This is a genomic window from Curtobacterium sp. ABR8 (assembly GCF_057812125.1).
On sequence record NZ_CM173818.1, the window covers coordinates 1,140,419 to 1,160,335 of the forward strand.

The 19,917-nt window shown below is 70.5% G+C and carries 21 protein-coding genes; 12 read left to right on the plus strand and 9 right to left on the minus strand.

Annotated elements, in window-relative coordinates:
• Window positions 1–56: 56 nt before the first annotated feature.
• The 7 genes from typA (at window position 57) to ACXKZB_RS05620 (ending at window position 8,003) form a co-directional block, all read left to right on the plus strand.
• Complete coding sequence (typA, locus tag ACXKZB_RS05590; protein ID WP_488825098.1) at window positions 57–1,979, plus strand: translational GTPase TypA; 1,923 nt, start codon at window positions 57–59, stop codon at window positions 1,977–1,979.
• 42 nt (window positions 1,980–2,021) lie between these two features.
• A complete protein-coding gene (locus tag ACXKZB_RS05595; RefSeq protein WP_488825099.1) occupies window positions 2,022–3,215 on the plus strand; it encodes an amidohydrolase in 1,194 nt (397 codons plus the stop codon).
• Window positions 3,216–3,323: 108 nt separating this feature from the next.
• Window positions 3,324–3,866, plus strand: a complete 543-nt coding sequence (locus ACXKZB_RS05600) for a hypothetical protein (protein WP_488825101.1) — start codon at window positions 3,324–3,326, stop codon at window positions 3,864–3,866.
• Between the two features lie 19 nt (window positions 3,867–3,885).
• Window positions 3,886–5,076, plus strand: coding sequence for a PIG-L family deacetylase (locus tag ACXKZB_RS05605; RefSeq protein ID WP_488825102.1), 1,191 nt, complete (start codon window positions 3,886–3,888; stop codon window positions 5,074–5,076).
• Between the two features lie 35 nt (window positions 5,077–5,111).
• A complete protein-coding gene (gene fdxA, locus ACXKZB_RS05610) occupies window positions 5,112–5,429 on the plus strand; it encodes a ferredoxin (protein ID WP_069711637.1) in 318 nt (105 codons plus the stop codon).
• Window positions 5,430–5,442: 13 nt separating this feature from the next.
• On the plus strand, window positions 5,443–6,597 hold the full coding sequence (dapC, locus tag ACXKZB_RS05615) for a succinyldiaminopimelate transaminase (protein ID WP_488825103.1): 1,155 nt from the start codon (window positions 5,443–5,445) through the stop codon (window positions 6,595–6,597).
• A 107-nt stretch (window positions 6,598–6,704) separates the two neighbouring features.
• Complete coding sequence (locus tag ACXKZB_RS05620) at window positions 6,705–8,003, plus strand: citrate synthase (protein WP_488825863.1); 1,299 nt, start codon at window positions 6,705–6,707, stop codon at window positions 8,001–8,003.
• Between the two features lie 103 nt (window positions 8,004–8,106).
• Here ACXKZB_RS05620 and ACXKZB_RS05625 read toward each other — a convergent pair whose 3' ends face one another.
• The 3 genes from ACXKZB_RS05625 to dapD form a co-directional block, all read right to left on the minus strand.
• Window positions 8,107–8,283 (minus strand): DUF308 domain-containing protein, encoded by a 177-nt coding sequence (locus ACXKZB_RS05625; RefSeq protein WP_396290422.1) that lies wholly within the window; start codon window positions 8,281–8,283, stop codon window positions 8,107–8,109.
• 25 nt (window positions 8,284–8,308) lie between these two features.
• Entirely contained in the window at window positions 8,309–8,737 is a 429-nt protein-coding gene (locus tag ACXKZB_RS05630) for a hypothetical protein (RefSeq protein WP_488825105.1), read from the minus strand.
• Between the two features lie 246 nt (window positions 8,738–8,983).
• Window positions 8,984–9,967 (minus strand): 2,3,4,5-tetrahydropyridine-2,6-dicarboxylate N-succinyltransferase, encoded by a 984-nt coding sequence (gene dapD / locus ACXKZB_RS05635; protein ID WP_488825106.1) that lies wholly within the window; start codon window positions 9,965–9,967, stop codon window positions 8,984–8,986.
• A gap of 132 nt (window positions 9,968–10,099) precedes the next feature.
• Between dapD and dapE the strand changes: the two genes are divergently transcribed.
• Entirely contained in the window at window positions 10,100–11,182 is a 1,083-nt protein-coding gene (gene dapE, locus ACXKZB_RS05640) for a succinyl-diaminopimelate desuccinylase (RefSeq protein WP_488825107.1), read from the plus strand.
• A complete protein-coding gene (locus ACXKZB_RS05645; protein ID WP_488825108.1) occupies window positions 11,167–12,411 on the plus strand; it encodes a hypothetical protein in 1,245 nt (414 codons plus the stop codon). The genes dapE and ACXKZB_RS05645 overlap by 16 nt, the downstream gene beginning before the upstream one ends.
• Here the strand turns inward: ACXKZB_RS05645 and ACXKZB_RS05650 are convergent.
• On the minus strand, window positions 12,390–13,625 hold the full coding sequence (locus ACXKZB_RS05650) for an AI-2E family transporter (protein ID WP_488825109.1): 1,236 nt from the start codon (window positions 13,623–13,625) through the stop codon (window positions 12,390–12,392). The two genes, ACXKZB_RS05645 and ACXKZB_RS05650, sit on opposite strands and share 22 nt — an antisense overlap.
• Window positions 13,626–13,752: 127 nt before the next feature.
• Here ACXKZB_RS05650 and ACXKZB_RS05655 point away from each other — a divergent pair, with 127 nt between their 5' ends.
• Window positions 13,753–13,926 carry a DUF3117 domain-containing protein gene (locus tag ACXKZB_RS05655; protein WP_123673120.1) on the plus strand — a complete coding sequence of 58 codons (174 nt, stop codon included), beginning with the start codon at window positions 13,753–13,755 and terminating at the stop codon, window positions 13,924–13,926.
• 74 nt (window positions 13,927–14,000) lie between these two features.
• Window positions 14,001–14,729, plus strand: coding sequence for an AAA family ATPase (locus ACXKZB_RS05660; RefSeq protein ID WP_488825111.1), 729 nt, complete (start codon window positions 14,001–14,003; stop codon window positions 14,727–14,729).
• 27 nt (window positions 14,730–14,756) lie between these two features.
• Here the strand turns inward: ACXKZB_RS05660 and ACXKZB_RS05665 are convergent, their stop codons facing one another.
• Window positions 14,757–15,389 carry an O-methyltransferase gene (locus tag ACXKZB_RS05665; protein WP_123294100.1) on the minus strand — a complete coding sequence of 211 codons (633 nt, stop codon included), beginning with the start codon at window positions 15,387–15,389 and terminating at the stop codon, window positions 14,757–14,759.
• Window positions 15,390–15,453: 64 nt separating this feature from the next.
• Here ACXKZB_RS05665 and ACXKZB_RS05670 point away from each other — a divergent pair, with 64 nt between their 5' ends.
• Complete coding sequence (locus tag ACXKZB_RS05670; RefSeq protein WP_123313339.1) at window positions 15,454–15,828, plus strand: twin-arginine translocase TatA/TatE family subunit; 375 nt, start codon at window positions 15,454–15,456, stop codon at window positions 15,826–15,828.
• 93 nt (window positions 15,829–15,921) lie between these two features.
• On the opposite strand, the gene ACXKZB_RS05675 is transcribed toward ACXKZB_RS05670, so the two are convergent.
• From ACXKZB_RS05675 to ACXKZB_RS05690, 4 genes are all read right to left on the minus strand, one after another.
• Window positions 15,922–17,208, minus strand: coding sequence for a carbohydrate-binding protein (locus ACXKZB_RS05675; protein ID WP_488825112.1), 1,287 nt, complete (start codon window positions 17,206–17,208; stop codon window positions 15,922–15,924).
• A 170-nt stretch (window positions 17,209–17,378) separates the two neighbouring features.
• The gene (locus ACXKZB_RS05680; RefSeq protein ID WP_488825113.1) at window positions 17,379–18,227 is read right to left on the minus strand and encodes a class I SAM-dependent methyltransferase; all 849 of its coding nucleotides are present in this window, start codon (window positions 18,225–18,227) and stop codon (window positions 17,379–17,381) included.
• Window positions 18,228–18,237: 10 nt separating this feature from the next.
• Window positions 18,238–19,398, minus strand: coding sequence for an Mrp/NBP35 family ATP-binding protein (locus ACXKZB_RS05685; protein ID WP_488825114.1), 1,161 nt, complete (start codon window positions 19,396–19,398; stop codon window positions 18,238–18,240).
• Window positions 19,391–19,891 carry a DUF1003 domain-containing protein gene (locus ACXKZB_RS05690; RefSeq protein ID WP_111085044.1) on the minus strand — a complete coding sequence of 167 codons (501 nt, stop codon included), beginning with the start codon at window positions 19,889–19,891 and terminating at the stop codon, window positions 19,391–19,393. Before ACXKZB_RS05690 ends, ACXKZB_RS05685 begins: the two co-directional genes overlap by 8 nt.
• Window positions 19,892–19,917: the final 26 nt, after the last annotated feature.

Genomic DNA, 19,917 nt, shown 5'->3' on the forward strand with positions numbered 1-19,917 from the left:
GGTGCGGTGCTGAATCACTGGCCCGACACTCTCCCAGAAATTGAAGGATGTCCTGTATGGCGCTCGCCACCCGGTCCGACCTGCGCAACGTCGCCATCGTGGCACACGTCGACCACGGCAAGACCACCCTCGTCGACGCGATGCTCACGCAGACCAACTCGTTCGACGCCCACTTCGAGGGCGAAGACCGCATGATGGACTCGAACGACCTCGAGCGCGAGAAGGGCATCACGATCCTCGCGAAGAACACGTCGGTGCTCTACAACGGCAAGCACGCGACCGAGTTCGGCGCGGACGGCCCCATCACCATCAACGTGATCGACACCCCCGGTCACGCCGACTTCGGTGGCGAGGTCGAGCGCGGCCTGTCCATGGTCGACGGCGTCGTGCTGCTGGTCGACGCGTCCGAGGGCCCGCTGCCCCAGACGCGCTTCGTGCTCCGCAAGGCGCTCGCCGCCAAGCTCCCGGTGATCCTGCTCGTCAACAAGACGGACCGCCCGGACTCCCGCATCGACGAGGTCGTCTCCGAGTCGCAGGACCTGCTCCTCGGCCTGGCGTCCGACCTGTCGGACGAGGTCGACGACCTCGACCTCGATGCGATCCTCGACGTCCCCGTGGTCTACGCCTCGGGCCGTGCCGGTGCCGCGTCGCGCAACAAGCCGGCCGACGGTTCGCTGCCCGACAACGACGACCTCGAGCCGCTGTTCGAGGCGATCCTGCAGCACGTCCCCGCGCCGAAGTACGACGACCAGCACCCGCTGCAGGCCCACGTCACCAACCTCGACGCGTCGCCGTTCCTCGGTCGCCTCGCGCTGCTGCGCATCTTCCACGGCACGATGAAGAAGGGCCAGACGGTCGCGTGGGTCAAGCGCGACGGCACCGTCGCGAACGCCCGCATCACCGAACTCCTCATCACCAAGGCGCTCGAGCGCTACCCGGCCGAGTCGGCGGGCCCCGGTGACATCGTCGCCGTCGCCGGCTTCGACACGATCACCATCGGTGAGACGCTGACCGACCCCGAGGACGTCCGTCCGCTGCCGACCATCACGGTCGACGACCCGGCGATCTCGATGACGATCGGCACGAACACCAGCCCGCTCGTCGGCAAGGTCAAGGGCCACAAGCTGACCGCCCGCATGGTCAAGGAGCGCCTCGACCGCGAGCTCATCGGCAACGTCTCGCTCAAGGTCCTCGACATCGGTCGCCCCGATGCGTGGGAGGTCCAGGGCCGTGGTGAGCTCGCGCTCGCCATCCTGGTCGAGCAGATGCGTCGTGAGGGCTTCGAGCTCACCGTCGGCAAGCCGCAGGTCGTCACGAAGCGTGACGAGAACGGCAAGCTGCAGGAGCCGTACGAGCACATGACGATCGACACGCCGGAGGAGTACCTCGGCGCGATCACGCAGCTCATGGCGGCGCGCAAGGGCCGCATGGAGAACATGACGAACCACGGCACCGGCTGGGTGCGCATGGAGTTCATCGTCCCGTCGCGTGGCCTGATCGGCTTCCGCACGTCGTTCCTGACCGAGACCCGCGGCACCGGCATCGCCAACGCGATCTCGCACGGCTACGACGAGTGGGCCGGCCCGATCCAGACCCGCATCAACGGCTCGATCGTGTCCGACCGCTCGGGTGTCGTCACGCCGTTCGCCATCACGAACCTGCAGGAGCGGATGACGTTCTTCGTCAACCCCACCGAAGAGGTCTACGAGGGCATGGTCATCGGCGAGAACTCGCGCGCCGACGACATGGACGTCAACATCACGAAGGAGAAGAAGCTCACGAACATGCGTTCGGCGAACGCCGACTCCTTCGAGTCGATGACGCCGTCGCGCCAGCTCTCCCTCGAGGAGTGCCTGGAGTTCGCGCGCGAGGACGAGTGCGTCGAGGTCACCCCCGACGCCGTCCGCATCCGCAAGGTCGAGCTCGACGCGCAGGCCCGCCAGCGCTCGTACGCCCGCCTGAAGCGTCAGGACGCGTAGCAACAGCACGACCTGAGGAGGTCGGGGGTTACGGTGGATGCCGTGACTCTCGACCTCCTCTCGCTGTACCAGGACCTGCACGCCCACCCCGAGCTCGGTTTCCAGGAGCACCGCACCGCGGGCATCGTGGCCGACCGGCTCGCCGAGATCGGTGGCATCGAGGTGACCACCGGCGTCGGCGGCACCGGGGTCGTCGGCGTGCTGGCGAACGGCGAGGGCCCGGTGGTGTGGCTCCGCGCCGACATGGACGGCCTGCCGGTCCAGGAGCGCACGGGTCTGCCCTTCGCCAGCCAGCACCGCGGTACCGACGAGGACGGCAACGACGTCCCGACGATGCACGCCTGCGGCCACGACATCCACGTCACCTGGCTGCTCGGCACGCTCGAGCGCCTGGCGGCGACCACGGGCGACTGGCACGGCACGGTCGTGGCGGTCTTCCAGCCGGCCGAGGAAGTCATCTCCGGCGCCCGCGCGATGGTCGAGGACGGCCTGGTCGACCGGTTCCCGAAGCCCGACGTGGTGCTCGGTCAGCACTCGGCTCCGGCGCCGGTCGGCATCGTCGCGATCGGTTCCGGTCCGGTGATGGCGTCGAGCGACCGACTGACGGTCACGTTCAACGGCCGCGGGGCCCACGGTTCCGCACCGCAGGCGTCCCTCGACCCGGTCGTCACCGCCGCGTCCGCCGTCGTCCGGCTGCAGACCGTCGTGTCGCGCGAGGTCTCGCCGAGCGACGCCGGGGTCGTCACCGTCGGCAGCTTCCACGCCGGCACCCGCGCCAACATCATCCCCGACCAGGCCGTCATCGAGATCTCGACGCGTGCCCGCAACGAGGAGACCCGCGCGCGGATCATCGCGTCGATCGAGCGGATCGTCCGGGCGGAGAGCGACGCCGGTGGCCTGCCCGAGCCGACGATCGTGCGGTCGCCGGGCGCCGAGGTGACGGTGAACGACGCCGAGTCCGCCGCTCGGGTGTTCGCGGCCGTGAGCGCTGCCGTGCCGGGAGCGCGCGAGCTCGAGATCGGGCTGGCGATGGCGTCGGAGGACGTCGGTCAGCTCGCGACGGCGGCGGGCGTCCCGCTCGTGTACTGGTTCACGGGCATCACCGACCCGGAGCTGTTCCGCCGTGGCGAGGACATCCCGAGCAACCACTCGCCGTTCTACGCCCCGCAGGCCGAGACCGCGATCCCGGTGGGCGTCGACGCACTGGTCGCCGCGACGCGCGCCTACGTCGCCTGACGGACGGGAGGCGCGGGGCGGCCCCGCCGCGCGGGTGACCGGTCCGGGGACAGGACGTTCACAGCCAACTCGCGCCGTGCCTCCCGGCTCACCCGTTACCGTCGGCGCATGCGTTCCCTCCGTACCCCGCTGATCGCCGCCGTCGCCGCCGGCATCGCCCTGGCCGGACTCACCGGCTGCTCGTCCGACTCCGTGAAGCAGGCGACGAACCTCGGGTCCTCGGTCGCCTCGACGGTCGCGGACGGCGTCGCCGGCATCGACGGCAAGGCGATCCAGGACGGCATGTCCTCGGTCGCGGGCGGCATCGACGGCGCGCTCGACACGGCGCTCAAGGGCGCGAACGTGACCTCCGACGGCAAGGTCCCCGACGGCTTCCCGTCGTCCGACGTGCCGCTCGTCGACGGCACGGTGCTCGGCGGGGGAGCGGGACCGAACGGCTCCGGGTGGGTCGTGCAGGTGCGTGCCGGGTCGGTCGACGACTTCACCGCCGCTGCCCAGCAGCTCGCCGACGCCGGGTACACCGAGTCGGCGAAGCGCGCCGACTCGTCGAGTGCGTTCGGGATGTTCCGCAGCGACGGGTACCGCGTCGTGCTCACGTTCTCGGACGGCGACGACGGCGTCACCGCGACCTACATCGTCACGGCCCGCTAGTCCCGTACCCTTGGGGGCGATGTCGAAGGCCTCCGTCACGCGCCCCGAGCGCGTCCTGTTCGTGCACGCCCACCCCGACGACGAGACCCTGTCGTCCGGTGGGACGATCGCCACCCTGCTCGAGCTCGGCGCCGAGGTCACCGTGTTGACGGCGACCCGTGGTGAGCGCGGCGAGATGCTCACCGAGCGCCTCGCGCCCCTCGCCGGTGACGCGCAGCGCGTCGCCGCACACCGCGAGACCGAGATCGACGCGGCGCTCGCGGCCCTCGGCGGCCCCGTGCACCTGTGGCTCGGCGGTCACGGGGCGCGTCCGACCGACCTGCCGGAACGCCGGTACGTCGACTCCGGCATGCAGTGGGGACCGGACGGCCGGGCGATCGCCGCCGCCGACGCCCCCGCCGACTCGCTGACCGCCGCAGACCTCGGCGAGGTCGTCGACGACGTCCGTGCCGCGATCCGCTCCACCGGGGCGGACGCGGTCGTGAGCTACGCCGACGACGGCGGGTACGGACACCCCGACCACGTGCGCGTGCACCACGCCGCCCGGTACGCGGCCCGGGCGGAAGAGGTCGCGTTCTCGATGATCGTCGCCCCGGACGACGCAGAGGCCGACGTCACCGTCGACGTCCTGCCGGTGCGGGCGAAGGTGCGCGCCGCCGTCGAGCAGTACCGCTCGCAGGTGACGGTCGACCCGGTGGACCCCGCCGACCCGACGGCGCTGTCGTGGGTGATGCCGCACGGCGTCCGCCAGCACGCCCCCGCGGTCGAGGCCTTCCGGCACGACGCCGACCCGCAGCCCCCGGCACCGCAGACCTACGCCGAGATGTCCGGCCAGGGCAAGGTCGCGGCGGTCGCCGTCGCGCTCGTGCTCGGGCTCGTCACCGGTGGACTCGGCACGGTGACGCACCAGCAGACCATCGGTGCCGCCGCGTTCCCGATCGGCATGGTGATCACCACGCTGCTCGTGGTCGGGCTCACGGTGGGCATCCGGCTGCTGTACCGGTCGCGGGCCATGGTCGCCGCGATCGGCATCGGCATCCTCGTCGCCACGCAGGTGCTCGTCTCGGTCGGTGGGCAGGGCTCGCCGCTCGTACTGGCGAACGCCGCCGGGTACGTCTGGACGTTCGCACCCGCCGTCATCGCCGCCCTGGTGCTCGCGTGGCCGGACCTGTCGGGGCTGCGGTCCCGGACGGCCCCGGGCCGCGAGTAGACTCGAACCCGCTCGTCGAAGGGAGCACCCGAACCGTGACCTACGTGATCGCCCAGCCCTGTGTCGACGTCAAGGACCGCGCCTGCATCGACGAATGCCCCGTCGACTGCATCTACGAGGGCGACCGGTCGCTGTACATCCACCCCGACGAGTGCGTCGACTGTGGTGCGTGCGAGCCGGTCTGCCCGGTCGAGGCCATCTACTACGAGGACGACCTGCCCGACGAGTGGGCCGACTACTACAAGGCCAACGTCGAGTTCTTCCAAGAGGTCGGCTCGCCCGGTGGTGCCGCGAAGGTCGGTGTGATCCACAAGGACCACCCGGTCGTCATGGCCGAACCGCCCCGCGGCTGAGCCGGACACGCACGTGGCGCTCGACCTGCCCGACTTCCCCTGGGACCAGCTCGTCCCGTTCAAGCAGCGTGCGGCGGAGTACGAGGGCGGCATCGTCGACCTCAGCGTCGGTTCGCCCGTCGACCCCACGCCCGAGGTCGTCCGACGGGCACTCGCCGACGCCACCGACGCGCACGCCTACCCGCAGGTCGCCGGCACCCCGGCCCTGCGGCAGGCCATCGCCGACTGGTACGGCCGCCGACACGGGGTGACCCTGACCGAGGCGCACACGCTGCCGACGATCGGCTCGAAGGAGTTCATCGCCGGGCTGGCGCTCTGGCTCGGCATCGGCGACGGCGACACCGTGGTGTTCCCGGCGGCCGCCTACCCGACCTACGAACTCGGGGCCGCCCTGGTCGGCGCGGACGCGCTCGCCTCGGACGACCCGGCGGCGTGGCCGTCGACGACGAAGCTGGTGTGGCTGAACTCACCCGGCAACCCCGACGGCCGCGTGCTCTCGATCGACGACCTGCGCGTCGCGGTCGCCCGGGCCCGTGAGCTCGGCGCCGTGATCGTCGGCGACGAGTGCTACGCCGAGCTCGGATGGGACCCGGAGTACGCGACCACCCCGACCCCGACGATCCTCGACCCCCGTGTCGTCGGCGACTCGGTCGACGGCGTGCTCAGCGTGTACTCGCTGTCGAAGCAGTCGAACCTGGCCGGGTACCGCGCGGCCTTCGTCGCCGGTGACGCCGAGATCCTGGCCGACGTGCTCGCCGTCCGGAAGCACGCCGGGCTCATGCCGCCCCTGCCCGTGCAGGAAGCCATGATCGTGGCGCTCGCGGACCAGACCCACGTGCAGCAGCAGAAGGCCCGCTACCGTGCGCGCCGGAACATGCTCCGACGGGCACTCGAGGGTGCCGGCTTCCGCATCGACCACAGCGAGGCCGGGCTGTACCTGTGGGCGACCCGCGGCGAACCCGCGCTCGACACCGTGTCGTGGTTGGCCGACCGCGGGATCCTCGTCGCGCCGGGCACGTTCTACGGTGTGGCCGGGGGACAGCACGTCCGGGTGGCCCTGACGGCGACCGACGAGCGCATCGCGGCTGCGGCACAGCGGCTCGCTAGCAGCCGACGGCTCGGCACCGCCCAGCCCGGAGCGCAATCGGTGGTTCCCACCAAGTCGTGACCTCCGAGGTGTGCACGAGCGACAGACGCCGCGATTAGGCTGTCATCGTGACTGACACTGCCAACGACGCTCAGAAGACGGCCACACCGCCCACGACGCCCGTGCCCGTGAGTCCCGCCGCCGAACAGACGGGCGAGACCGCGACGCTGACGTACCCGGGTGGCAGCGCGGAGTTCCCGATCCTGCCGAGCGTCGACGGCGCGTCCACGATGGACATCTCGACGTTCAAGAAGCAGACCGGCATGAACACGCTCGACTACGGGTTCGTGAACACCGGGTCCACCAAGAGCGCCATCACGTACATCGACGGCGACCAGGGCATCCTGCGGTACCGCGGCTACCCGATCGACCAGGTCGCGTCGAACTGCACGTTCCTCGAGGTCGCGTGGCTCCTGATCTACGGCGAGCTGCCCAGCGAGTCCGAGCTCGCCGACTTCGACGCCCGCATCCGTCGGCACACCCTGCTGCACGAGGACCTCCGTCGCCTGTTCGACGCGCTCCCACACTCGGCGCACCCGATGTCCGTGCTGTCCAGCGCCGTCAGCGCCCTGTCGACGTACTACGAGGACGACATGGACGTCGACGACCCGGAGAAGGTCGAACTGCAGACCGTGCGGCTGCTCGCGAAGCTGCCGGTGATCGCCGCCTACGCGCACAAGAAGTCCATCGGCCAGGCGTTCCTGTACCCGGACAACGGTCTGTCGTTCGTCGACAACTTCCTGCGCCTGAACTTCGGCACCATGGCCGAGACGTACCAGCCGAACCCGGTGCTGTCGAAGGCCCTCGACCGGCTCCTCATCCTGCACGAGGACCACGAGCAGAACGCCTCCACGGCGACGGTGCGCATGGTCGGCTCGACGAAGGCGAACATGTTCGCGTCGATCTCCGCCGGCATCAACGCCCTGTACGGCCCGCTGCACGGCGGCGCGAACGAGGCCGTGCTCGAGATGCTGCAGCAGATCAAGGACTCCGGCGAGCCCGTGCAGCGCTTCGTCGAGCGGGTGAAGAACAAGGAACGCGGCGTGAAGCTCATGGGCTTCGGACACCGCGTCTACAAGAACTACGACCCCCGCGCGAAGCTCGTCAAGGAGTCGGCGGACGAGGTCCTCGAGTCCCTCGGCGTGCAGGACGACCTGCTCGACATCGCGAAGGAGCTCGAACAGATCGCGCTGAGCGACCAGTACTTCATCGACCGCAAGCTCTACCCGAACGTCGACTTCTACACCGGCATCATCTACAAGGCGATGGGCTTCCCGCCGCGCATGTTCACGGTGCTGTTCGCGATCGGCCGCCTGCCCGGCTGGATCGCGCAGTGGCGCGAGCTGAACAACGACCCGCTCAACAAGATCGGCCGCCCGCAGCAGCTCTACGTGGGTGCCCCGAAGCGGGATCTCCCCACGCGCTGACGCGCTCGGTGACGGACAGGAGGCACGGTGCCAGCTGGCACCGTGCCTCACTTCCGCAACGGGGGCACGCTGAGCCCGTCGCCTCCTCGCTGACGCCTCGGGCTCAGGGCCGCTTGCGGTGGCGGCGAATCGCGGTCCCGGTGAGCAGGATGGCCGCGAAGAGCGCGACAGCACCCAGAGCGTTGCTCGTCCACAGTCCGGCCGTCGCCGGCGACGTCGTGATGACGACGCCGAAGGCGACCAAGCAGATGCTGACGACGATCGCGACGAGTACGCGCATCGATTCGCTCCGATCTGTTCTGGTCTCACACACAACGAGGGTTCCGTGAACCGTTGAAGGGGTAGACGCGGAGTGACTTCGATCCGCATCGGATCCCGTTGGTGGTCACCGCCCACGTCGCGGCGGCGATGATCGCTCCGGCCACCACGCAGAACGTCCCCGCGCTGATCGCGCAGACGGCCGCGCCGAGTGCCCAGCCGGCACCGCTGATGATCGCGGATTGATCAGTCGCGTTGAAGGAGACGTACGTTCCGTACTCGTCGCTGCCCGCACCCAGACGCGCTCGGGGATCGCTCCGCACGAGGTCGAACGAGAAGCCGTCTCCGAGCTCGACGGTCGTCGTGCGCGCGCCGTCGCTCCCGACGCGCTCGTCGGCGACGTACCCGCCTGCGCGGGCTTCAGCAACGGCGACGTCGAGCTGCTCTGACGTGATGTTCGCCAGCGGTTGCGACATCGAGGGCTCGGCCGTGCTCCTCAGTACTGCGCGGCCCTCTGCGTGTGCAGACGGAGCGATGAGCACGCTCGACGTGATGATTGCGACAGCTGATCCGATCGCCGTACCGGTGGTGCGAAGTGACATCTTCTTCCCCTAGATCTCGAGACGTCGCGACAGTGCGGCGCCGATCCCACCGTAGGGGCGACGATGTGTGAAGCACAAGAGGTCACATATCAGGCGATCGAGCCGGTATCCAGAGGATGACTACGCGTGCAGCGCGGTGTTGAGCTGGATGCCCTCGCCCGCGCGCTGCAGGGCCTCGACCGCACCGGACAGGCTGTTGCGGCGGAACAGGACGTTCGGGGCGCCGGAGAGCTCCGCCGCCTTGACGGTCTTCGGCGTGCCGTCCGGGTTCGGGACGGCACCGACCAGGACGACCTTCGTGCCGGCCGTGACGTACAGACCGGCCTCGATCACGGAGTCGTCGCCGAGCGAGATGCCGAGGCCCGCGTTCGCGCCAAGCAGTGCGCGGTCGCCGAGGGAGACCCGGTGCGTGCCACCGCCGGAGAGCGTGCCCATGATGGACGCCCCGCCGCCGATGTCGGTGCCGTGTCCGACGACGACGCCCTGCGAGACACGGCCCTCGATCATGGCGTCGCCGAGGGTGCCTGCGTTGAAGTTCACGAAGCCCTCGTGCATGACGGTCGTGCCCGGCGCCAGGTGCGCGCCGAGGCGGACGCGGTTGGCGTCGCCGATGCGGACGCGGTCGGGCACGACGTAGTCCAGCAGGCGTGGGAACTTGTCGATGGCGTGCACGGCGATGCCCGCGCGCTGCAGCGACGGGCGCAGTCGGGTCAGGGTCTCCGGGTGCACCGGCCCGGCGTTCGTCCACGCGACGATCGGCAGGAAGCCGAAGACCCCGTCGAGGTTGATGGTGTTCGGACGCACGTGCAGGTGGCTGAGCAGGTGCAGGCGCAGGTACGCGTCCTCGGTGCTGGTCGGTGCGGCGTCGATGGTGACCTCGGTGGTGACGGCCTCGATCCGGACCTCGCGGCGGGGGTCGTCACCCACGTGCACCTGCAGTTCCGCGGGGAACTCCGCGTCGGTCGGCAGCGCGCCGAGGTGCGTCTCCGGGTACCAGGTGTCGAGCGTCGTGCCGTCGGCGGCGATCGTCGCGAGGCCGTGGCCCCAGGCGTGCGTCGGGCGGTCGGCGGCGGTCGGGTCGGTGGCAGCGGTCGTGTCGGTCACCGCACCAGGGTACCGACGCCTTGGACGCGAGCACCGGACCGACCGGACGGACGCTGCGGACCGGCACCGTGCCTCCCGGACCGCCGTGCCGTCGGCCAGCGCGACGCAAGCGGCGGCCGATAAGGTGACCGCATGCCGGAGCAGCTCGACCTCACCGCCTCGTCCATCGACATCACCCGTGCCATCTGCGACATCGAATCGGTGTCGGGGAACGAGCAGGCCCTCGCCGACGCGATCGAGGCGGTGCTCACGCCGCTGTCGCACCTCGAGGTGATCCGCGACGGTGACGCGATCGTGGCACGCACGAACCTCGGGCGCGAGCGCCGCGTCGTGATCGCCGGGCACATCGACACCGTGCCGCTCAACGACAACCTGCCGACCGAGTTCCGCACCGCCGAGGACGGCACCGAGATCCTCTGGGGTCGCGGCACCGTGGACATGAAGGCCGGCTGCGCGGTCCAGCTCAAGCTCGCGTACGACCTGGTCGAGCCCTCCGTCGACGTCACCTGGGTCTGGTACGACCACGAGGAGGTCAGCGACCTGCTGAACGGCCTCGGTCGTCTGGCCCGGACCCGTCCGGAGCTGCTGGCGGCCGACTTCGCGATCCTGGGGGAGCCGTCCGGCGCGCAGATCGAGGGTGGCTGCAACGGCAACCTCCGCGCCGAGATCCGCACGTTCGGCAAGCGCTCGCACAGCGCCCGCAGCTGGATCGGCGACAACGCGATCCACAAGACGGCACCGATCCTGGCGACCCTGGCCGCCTACGAGCCCCGCACGGTCACGGTCGACGGGCTCGAGTACCGCGAGGGCCTGAACGCCGTCGGCATCAGCGGCGGCATCGCGGGCAACATCATCCCGGACGAGGCGATGGTGCACGTGAACTACCGCTTCGCGCCCTCGCGTTCCGCCGACGAGGCCGTTGCCCACATCCGCGAGCTCTTCGACGGGTACGAGGTCACGATCGTCGACCTCGCCGCCGGTGCCCGACCGGGTCTCGACGCCCCGCTCGCGCAGGACTTCGTGGCCGCGGTCGGCGGTCCGGAGCCCCGTCCGAAGTACGGCTGGACCGACGTCGCGCGCTTCTCGGCACTCGGCGTGCCCGCGGTCAACTACGGCCCCGGTGAACCCGTCTTCGCCCACCACGACGACGAGCAGGTCCCGGTCGCGCAGATCACCGCGGTCGAGGCCGGCCTCCGTCGGTGGCTGACGGCCTGACGACGGCCGGGGTCCCCCGGCCGACCCCTGCACGCACCCGCTGGCGCGCCCGGTACCGGGTCGTGCCGTGGTGGGTCCGCATCACGGTCGTCTACGTGCTCGCACGGTTCGTCACCGGACTGATGATGCAGGCGTTCGCGAGCGTGCAAGCAGCGAACTCGTTCACCGTCCAGCACCCGACGTACCTGTCGTTCGCGTCCATCTGGGACGGTGCCTGGTACCGCGTGATCGCGACCGGTGGCTACCCGTCGACCCTGCCCGTCGACGCGGCAGGGCACGTGACCGAGAACGCGTGGGCGTTCATGCCCGCGTACCCGTTCCTGGTGCGCGGCCTCATGCTGCTGACCGGTGCGTCGTTCGAACTCGTCGCGGTGTCGGTGTCCTTGCTCGCCGGACTCGGCGCTGCGCTCGTGTTCCGCCGCCTGATGGGGCGCTTCCTCGACCCGGCCCGGGCGACCTTCGCCACCGTGCTGTTCTGCGTCGCGCCCGTGTCGGCGATGTTCCAGGTGGCGTACGCCGAGTCGATGGGGCTGTTCCTGCTGCTCGTCGCGCTCCTGCTCATGGTCGACCGGCGGTGGTGGACGATGCTGCCCGTCGTGCTGCTGCTCGGCATGACGCGGCCGACCGGGCTCGCCTTCTCGTTGCTCGTCGTCCTGTTCGTCGGCGCATGGGCGATCCGGCCCGCGTGGGTGCGGTCGTCGGAGCCGCTCACCCTGCGCCGGCTCGTGCCGCCCGCCGTGGTCGCGGTGGTGTCCGGGTTGGTGGGCCTGGCGTGGCCGGCGATCGCCTGGGCCGTCACCGGGGTGCCGAAGGCGTACACCGACACCGAGCTCGCCTGGCGGTCGTCGTACATCGGGTGGCAGGAACTCGTACCGTTCGCGCCGTGGATCCAGGGCTTCGGCTGGTGGTTCCACCAGCCGGCCGGCGGGATCCTGCTGGCCGCCGTGGTCGTCGGCTTCGCGGCGTTCGTCTGCATGCCCGCGGCACGTCGGATCGGGATCGAGCTGCGGCTCTGGGGCATCGCCTACGTCGTGTACCTGCTCGCCGTGTTCTTCCCGCAGTCGAGCACGTGGCGGATCCTGGTGCCGATCGCCCCGCTGCTCGGCATCGTGGCGCTGCCGCGGTCACGCGTGTACCGGGTGGCCGTCGTGGTGGCCTTCGTCGGATTGCAGTGGGTCTGGCTGTACTCCTGCTGGTGGATCGACGGCTACGACTGGACCCCGCCGTGATCGGCGCGGCGCTCCCGGGCCTGGGCGCGAGCCAGGAGTCGTGCAGCGGGGCCGCTCCGCTCGCGCTTCGGCACCGTCGCTGACATCGGTTCGGGGTCACCCGGCCGCCAGTTCGCCGCCGCCACGACCATCGCGTTGACGGTGGCGATGAACGGCACGGCGAAGAACGCGCCGACGACTCCGGCGATCGTCGTGCCCGCCGTGACCCCGAGGACGACCCCGAGCGGGTGCACCTTCACGGCGGTGCCCGTCAGGAACGGGTGCAGCACGTGGCTCTCGAGCTGCTGCACCACGACCACGATCCCGAGCATCACCAGCGCGGGCACCCACCCGTTGAACACCAGGGCGATGAGCACCGCGACCGCACCGGCGACGACCGCGCCGACGACGGGGACGAACGCACCGAAGAACACGATGACGCCGATGGGGATCGCCAGGGGGATCTGCAGGGCGAGCGCGCCGATGGTCACACCGAGGGCGTCGGTGACGGCGACCACCAGCTGGACCCGGATGAAGCTCGTCAGGGTCTTCCAGCCGGCGTGCCCGGCGACGTCGATGCGTGCGCGGGCACGGCGCGGGAAGAGCCGGACGACCCAACCCCAGATGCGCGGACCGTCGATGAGCACGAACAGCGTCGTGAACACGATGATGAAGAGCCCCTCCAGCACGTGGACGGCGCCGGTCCCGGCGGCCTGGAACCCGGACAGGATCGTCGAGGCGTGCGCCTGCAGGTAGTCGAAGCCGTTCGACACCCATCCGTCGACGTCCTTCGCCGTGATCCCGAACGGCTCGCTGTCGAGCAGGGTCCGGAGCGACTGCACGCTGTGGTGGAGTCGGCGTTCGAGGGACGGCAGGTCGGACCGCACCTGCTCGGTGACGAGCAGCGCGAGGCCGCCGAGTGCCAGCACCAGGGCCACCAGGCTCGACAGCACCGCCGTCCACTTCGGCCACCGGTGCCGCTGCAGGAACGACGACATCGGCATGAGCAGCGCGCAGACCAGCAGCGCGATGAGGAACGGCACCACGATGTCCTGCAGCAGCACGACCAGGGCCACGAGGACCGCGAGCCCGGCACCCACGACGAGGATGCGCCAGGTGAACGCCGCGCCGATCCGCAATCCGGCGGGCACGGCGTCGTCGGACCGCGCGGACCGCGCGGCCCGCTCGGGTCGTCCGCTGGGGGACTGACGGCGCGTGGAGCGGATGTTCGGCATCCGCCAAGGTTACGAACGCAACCCGCGAAGATCCGCCGATCCGACACCCCCAACCTGGGCGGTTTCGCAGTTGCCCCATCAATACGAGATAATGAGCGGGCATGTACTGCACGAAAGGGGACATCTGATGGCAGCCATGAAGCCGAGGACCGGTGACGGGCCGATGGAGGCTGTTAAGGAGGGTCGACTCATCATCGTGCGGGTTCCGCTCGAAGGAGGAGGCCGCCTGGTCGTCTCGGTCAACGATGCCGAGGCCAAGGAACTCCATGACGCACTCGCTGAGGTCGTCTCGGCCTCGTAGTCGAAAGCACCAGAACGACGGGCCCGGAGCGTGTACGCGCCGGGCCCGTCGTCTGCGTCCGGCAGGATGGCGTGGTGCCGAGGACCCACATGCCGATCCGCCGCGTCGAGGAGTACTGCGACCCGGACCCGATGCCGCGCGACGTCTGGCCGGCGACGCTGCCCCCGGTGCGGCAGCTGCTCGACGAGGGGCTCGACCTCGACCCCGTGACGGTGTTCGTCGGCGACAACGGTGTCGGCAAGTCGACCCTGATCGAGGCCATCGCGCTCCGCTTCGGGATGTCACCGGAGGGCGGCTCCACCCTGGCGAACCACTCGACGCGTCCGTCCGAGTCGGACCTGTGGGAGCACATCGTCCTCCGCCGTGACTTCGGTGCGCCCCGCGGCGGCTTCTTCCTGCGCGCCGAGACCATGCACGGCTTCTTCACCTACCTCGAGGACCACCCGAACCACTCCCGCCCGGAGCCGGTGTTCCACGAACGCAGCCACGGGGAGGCGTTCCTCGACTTCGTCATCGACCGCGCGCAGTGGCCGGGACTCTGGATCCTCGACGAACCCGAGTCGGCGCTGTCCTTCTCCGGGTGCCTGACGCTCATCGCGCTGCTGCGGTCGATCGTCGACAGCGGGGTCGGACAGGTCGTGCTCTCGACGCACTCGCCGGTGCTGGCGGCGTTCCCGGGCGCGACGATCCACGAGGTCGGCGAGTGGGGGTTCCGGCGCACCGAGTGGGAAGAGCTCGACCTGGTGCGCAACCAGCGCTCGTTCCTCGAATCACCCGAGCGGTACCTCCGGCACCTCGAGTGACCGACGGCGAGGGTGACGCAGCGTGCGCTACGCGGTGACCTTCGTCAGCTGCAGCAGCCCGTCGCCCGCCGGCGAGAGCGCACTCCGCACCGCGCCCGACGTCGACACCTCGGTGAGCAGCAGCCGGAAGTCGGTGGTCGCCCGGTCCCGCTTGACGGGATCGGCCACGCGTCCGCGCCACAGTGCGTGCGGCACCAGGACGGTCCCGCCGAGGCGCGCGAGCCGCAGTCCGTGTTCGACGTACTCGATGACGTGCTCGGGGTCGGCGTCGACCAGGACGACGTCGTACGACGCCTCGTTCATCCGGGGGAGCACCTGGTTCGCGCGGCCCGGGATGAGCCGGATCCGGGCGGGGGCGGTGCCGGCGCTGATGTAGGCGTCACGGGCGAACTGCTGGTGGTCGACCTCGACGTCGATCGTGGTCAGGGTCGCGTCCGGCGCGCCGCCGAGCAGGTACAGCCCGGAGACTCCCAGGCCCGTCCCGATCTCGATGATGCTCGTGGCTCGGGACGCTGCAGCGATGACGCCGATCTGCGCGCCGATCGCGGGCGAGATCGCCTCGACACCGAGCTCCAGGGAGTGCTCACGAGCGCGGGCGATCGCCTCGGACTCCGAGACGATGTCCTCGGCGAACTTCCAGTTCGACTCTTTCTCTGACACGCACACTCCGTTCGGATGACAACTCTAGGGGTGCATCCGAGCCGCACGGGTTAGGCTCGCTCACGTGAACATCCCGCTCGACAAGATCCTGATCATCGGGATCATTGCCGTGCTCTTGCTCGGGCCCCAGCGCCTGCCGATGTACGCCCAGAAACTGGCCGAGTTCGTGAAGGCCGTCCGCCGGTTCGCCGACACCGCGAAGGAGCGGATGCGCGACGAGATGGGCCCAGAGTTCGACGACATCGAGTGGCAGAAGCTCGACCCGCGACAGTACGACCCCCGCCGGATCATCCGCGATGCACTCCTCGACTCCGGCGGCGCCAGCAGCGCCGCAGCGGTCCAGACCGCGCAGGTGACCGCGTCAAAGGTGCGTGCGACGGCTCCCGTCGTGCCACTGGCCGTGGGGGAAGCGCCACCCTTCGACGCGGAAGCGACCTGACGCCCGTCACGTGACCACACGGCGGACGGGAGGCCCGGTGCCAGCTGGCACCGGGCCTCCCGTCTTCCTGTGGTGCTGACTACCGCCAGTCAGCTACCGCAGGTCGGCGAGGAACCGGTCCGTCCAGGCGAGCGCCGGTGCGCTCGGGACGGAGCTGCAGGTCGGCGACGCCGTGGTCGAGGCGCAGGGCGTGTCCCGGTCGAGCGACCAGGAGTGGATCCCGGCGAGGCCGTTCGCCTTCGCGTAGGCGGACAGGGTGTCGACGTCGGCGAGGGTGAAGACCTCGTCGGTGGTGTCGTTGACGCCGATCATCGGGGTGACCTCGATCTTCGACGACGCGATGCCGTACGTGTGCTGCAGGTTCGTGACGGCCTGGATCGCCGACTTGCCCATCTGGCAGGTGGAGCCGGACAGCACGCAGTTCGCGGCGGTCGCGCGGCCGAAGTCCATCGTCATGAGGTTGATCGTGTAGTTCGTCAGGGTCGACGCCTTGATCGCCTTCACGGTGGCGTCGCCGGTGCTGTTCAGCCCGCCGTACGAGCCGTCGCTGGCGGCCAGGGTCGCGAGCGTGAACGAGAAGCGCATGCCCGGGTACTTCGCCTGGGCGAGGGCAGCGGCGCTCACCAGGTTCTGCACGTCCGCGGCGGACTGGCCGCTCTCGATGTCGAAGTCGACGCCGATCATGTGCGGGGTGGCGTACCGGGCGATGAAGTTCTGCAGCGCCGCGCCCGAGCACTTGAACGAGCCCGCCGCGCCGCCGGTGCTCACGATGTAGTCCACCCCGGCGGCATCGAGCTTCGGGATGTTGGCGTTCGCGAAGGCATCCGCCGCGACACCGCCCCAGTTCTCGCTGCCGCACGTGCCGGTCGCGAAGGCGAGGGTGATCGCCTTGAGACCGGGCTCGCGGGTGGACACGAGGCTGTTGCTCGAGCCGACGACCGGGATGCGGGTGCCGGTGACGGCGGTGTTCATCACGTTCGTGTTCCAGTCGAGGTTCACGGTGATGTCCTTGTACGGGCTGAACACCAGTCCCTTGGCGGTGCCGCCGCTCCCGCCCGTGCCCGGGGTCGTCGTCCCCCCACCGGGAGGCGTGGTGCCGCCGCCGGAACCGGTGCAGGCCCCGGCGGAGGTCCAGGGCTGGCCGCTGCCCGTCGCCCCCGAGTGGGTCGCCGGGTCGTCGCCCTGCGTCCACCAGTTCGCGGTGTAGTTCGTTCCGTTCTCGCTGACGGTGGCTCCGCCGTTGTAGGCGGTGCCGGCGCTCCAGGTGGTCGCGCAGGTCGTCGCGGCGAGGGCTGGCGCTGCTGCGAGCGAACCTCCGGCGACGATGACGGCGGCGATGGTGGCCACGAGGCCCGATCGCACGCGGGTGTTCTGGTTCACACGGTTCTCCTGTCCTCGGCCGGACGTCCTCGTCCGACGGGTGGAGCCCTGACGGTCACATTCCGCAAGGGCATTGTGCAATGCCCTTGCATAATGCTCCGGGGTGGAACGACCTGTCCATGAACGAACGTACAGGCGTGCGTCAGGTGGACGGGCGAGTGCCCGAGTCGTCAGTCGCGGGTGGCGACGATCGTGTAGGTCAGGGGGATCCGGTCACGATCGACGTCCGGCCACGCCCACGAACCGTCGCCGGTGTCCTCCATGCGGGGACTGAAGCGCCAGGGCAGGGTGCGCCCTTCGTCGAGGCGGCGGAGTCGGAGACCCGCGCCGAGCAGGGCGTTCACGATCTCGGACAGCGGGTGCGGCCACTCGAACGTCCGGGTGTTCGCGACGGTGCCGTCGCCGGCGTAGGTCCCGGCGTCGTCCCACTGCTGCGCGGTGCCGTCCGGGAAGTACCGGTACCGGGTGACGAGCTCGTCGGCGGTCTCGTCGAGGGCGTAGAGCGCGGGGTGGCCGTCGCGGATGAAGAACACGCCGCCCGGGCGCAGCAGGCCGGCGACCTGTGCGGCCCAGCGGTCGAGGTCGGGGAGCCAGGTGATCGTCCCGATGCTCGTGTAGACGACGTCGAAGTCGCCGGTGACCGCAGCGCGGGCGTCGAGCACGTCGGTCTCCACCCAGGTGACGTCGAGGCCGAGCCGCGTCGCGAGGCCGGCAGCGGACGCGAGTGCCGCGGGGGAGAAGTCGACCCCGGTGAGCCGGGCGCCCTCGCGGGCGAGCGACACGGTGTCGGTGCCGATGTGGCACTGCAGGTGGCATACGTCGAGCCCCCCGAGCGATCCGTTCGGCAGCCAGGGAGTCAGCGCCGGCAGGTCGTCGCGCACGACGTCGGAGCGGTGCGTCGGGTCGGACAGCTCGTCGATCGCGTAGGCACCCTCGTGGATGGGGACCCGGTCGTCCCAGTTCGCCCGGTTCGTGTCGCGGGCGCGGTCCCAGTCGACGGTGACGTGATCCATGCTCATGGCAACGAGCCTAGGACAGCGACAGGCCGAGCTTCCGTCCGGCCAGGCCGCGCCCCATGGTCGTGATGCCGTCGGCGATCGCGGCGAGTGCGACGGCCGCGGGGTCCTCCGGCGCGGCGAGCACGACCGGCAGGCCGGTGTCTCCGCCCTCGCGCAGCGGCACGGACAGCGGCACGCTGCCGAGCACCGGGACGGGGGCGTCTTGGCCACGGGACAGCCGGGCCGCGGTCTCGGCGCCGCCGCCCTCGCCGAACAGGTGCAGGACCGAGCCGTCGGGCTGCACGAGGCCCGCCATGTTCTCGATGACCCCGATCACCCGCTGGCCGGTCTGCCGAGCGACGATCCCGCTGCGCTCGGCGACGTCGGCTGCGGCGGCCTGGGGGGTCGTGACGACGAGGACCTCGGCGTGCGGCAGCAGCTGGCCGACCGAGATCGCGACGTCGCCGGTGCCGGGGGGCAGGTCGAGCAGCAGGACGTCCAGGTCACCGAAGAACACGTCGGTCAGGAACTGGTTCACGGTGCGGTGCAGCATCGGGCCGCGCCAGGACACCGCGGTGGAGGCGTCGTCGACGAACATGCCGATCGACACGACCTTCACGTCGTGGGCGACGGGCGGCAGGATCATGCTGTCCACGCGGGTCGGACGCGGCGCGACACCGTGCTCGTCGGTGAGCCCCATCAGCCCGGGGATGCTGAAGCCGTGCACGTCGACGTCGACGATCCCGACCCGCAGGCCCCGTCGGGCGAGCGCCACGGCGAGGTTGGCGGTGACCGTCGACTTGCCGACACCGCCCTTGCCGCTCGTGACGGCGATGACCCGGGTGAGCGAGTCCGCCGTGAACTGGATGCCGTTCGGCCGGCCGGCGCGCAGGCGCTCGGTCAGTGCGGCACGCGTCGCGGGGGCCATCACCGAGACGTCGACGGCGACCGACGACACTCCGTCGACGGAACCCGCGGCGACGCGCACGTCGCGCTCGATGGTGTCGGCGGCGGGGCACCCCACGATCGTGAGCTGCAGGTCGACGCGCACCGCGCCTCCTGGCTGCACGTCCACCCCGCGGATCATGTCGAGTTCCGTGACGGGCCGACGGATCTCGGGGTCGATCACGCGGCCGAGCGCAGCGAGGACCGCCGTGCCCAGCTGCTCGTCCGCGGCGGCCGCGTCAGCCACGGGTGGAGCTGCCGGGCTCGTTCGCGTACCCGGCGTCGTCGGCGTCGCGCCGGTCGAGTTCCTCGAGCAGCGACCGGAGCTCGGCGCGGATGAAGTCCTTGGACGCCATGTCGCGCATCGCCAGCCGGAGCGCCACCACCTCGCGCGCCAGGTACTCGGTGTCCGCCAGGTTCCGCTCGGCGCGCTGCCGGTCCTGCTCGAACTGCACGCGGTCGCGGTCGTCCTGCCGGTTCTGCGCGAGCAGGATGAGCGGCGCGGCGTACGAGGCCTGGAGCGACAGCACCAGGGTCAGCGCGGTGAAGCCGATCGCTGCCGAGTCGAACTGCCACGGCTTGGGCGCGAGGGTGTTGTAGCCCATCCAGACCACGCAGAACAGGGTGAGGCCGATGAGGAACCACGGCGTGCCCATGCCACGTGCGATGCCCTCGGTCGCGCGACCGAACGTGTCACCGCGTCCGCCGCGGCGCCGGGTCGGGAGCACGCGCGTGCGCATGCCCTTGGGGGAGTCGAGGCGGACGT

What these genes read in the sequence shown, in the direction of transcription:
- typA (WP_488825098.1), top strand. Translation starts at nt 57, where the DNA reads ATGGCGCTCGCCACCCGGTCCGACCTGCGCAACGTCGCCATCGTGGCA.
- ACXKZB_RS05600 (WP_488825101.1), top strand. Translation starts at nt 3,324, where the DNA reads ATGCGTTCCCTCCGTACCCCGCTGATCGCCGCCGTCGCCGCCGGCATC.
- ACXKZB_RS05605 (WP_488825102.1), top strand. Translation starts at nt 3,886, where the DNA reads ATGTCGAAGGCCTCCGTCACGCGCCCCGAGCGCGTCCTGTTCGTGCAC.
- ACXKZB_RS05625 (WP_396290422.1), bottom strand. Translation starts at nt 8,283, where the DNA reads ATGCGCGTACTCGTCGCGATCGTCGTCAGCATCTGCTTGGTCGCCTTC.
- ACXKZB_RS05630 (WP_488825105.1), bottom strand. Translation starts at nt 8,737, where the DNA reads ATGTCGCAACCGCTGGCGAACATCACGTCAGAGCAGCTCGACGTCGCC.
- dapE (WP_488825107.1), top strand. Translation starts at nt 10,100, where the DNA reads ATGCCGGAGCAGCTCGACCTCACCGCCTCGTCCATCGACATCACCCGT.
- ACXKZB_RS05650 (WP_488825109.1), bottom strand. Translation starts at nt 13,625, where the DNA reads ATGCCGAACATCCGCTCCACGCGCCGTCAGTCCCCCAGCGGACGACCC.
- ACXKZB_RS05655 (WP_123673120.1), top strand. Translation starts at nt 13,753, where the DNA reads ATGGCAGCCATGAAGCCGAGGACCGGTGACGGGCCGATGGAGGCTGTT.
- ACXKZB_RS05680 (WP_488825113.1), bottom strand. Translation starts at nt 18,227, where the DNA reads ATGAGCATGGATCACGTCACCGTCGACTGGGACCGCGCCCGCGACACG.
- ACXKZB_RS05690 (WP_111085044.1), bottom strand. Translation starts at nt 19,891, where the DNA reads ATGCGCACGCGCGTGCTCCCGACCCGGCGCCGCGGCGGACGCGGTGAC.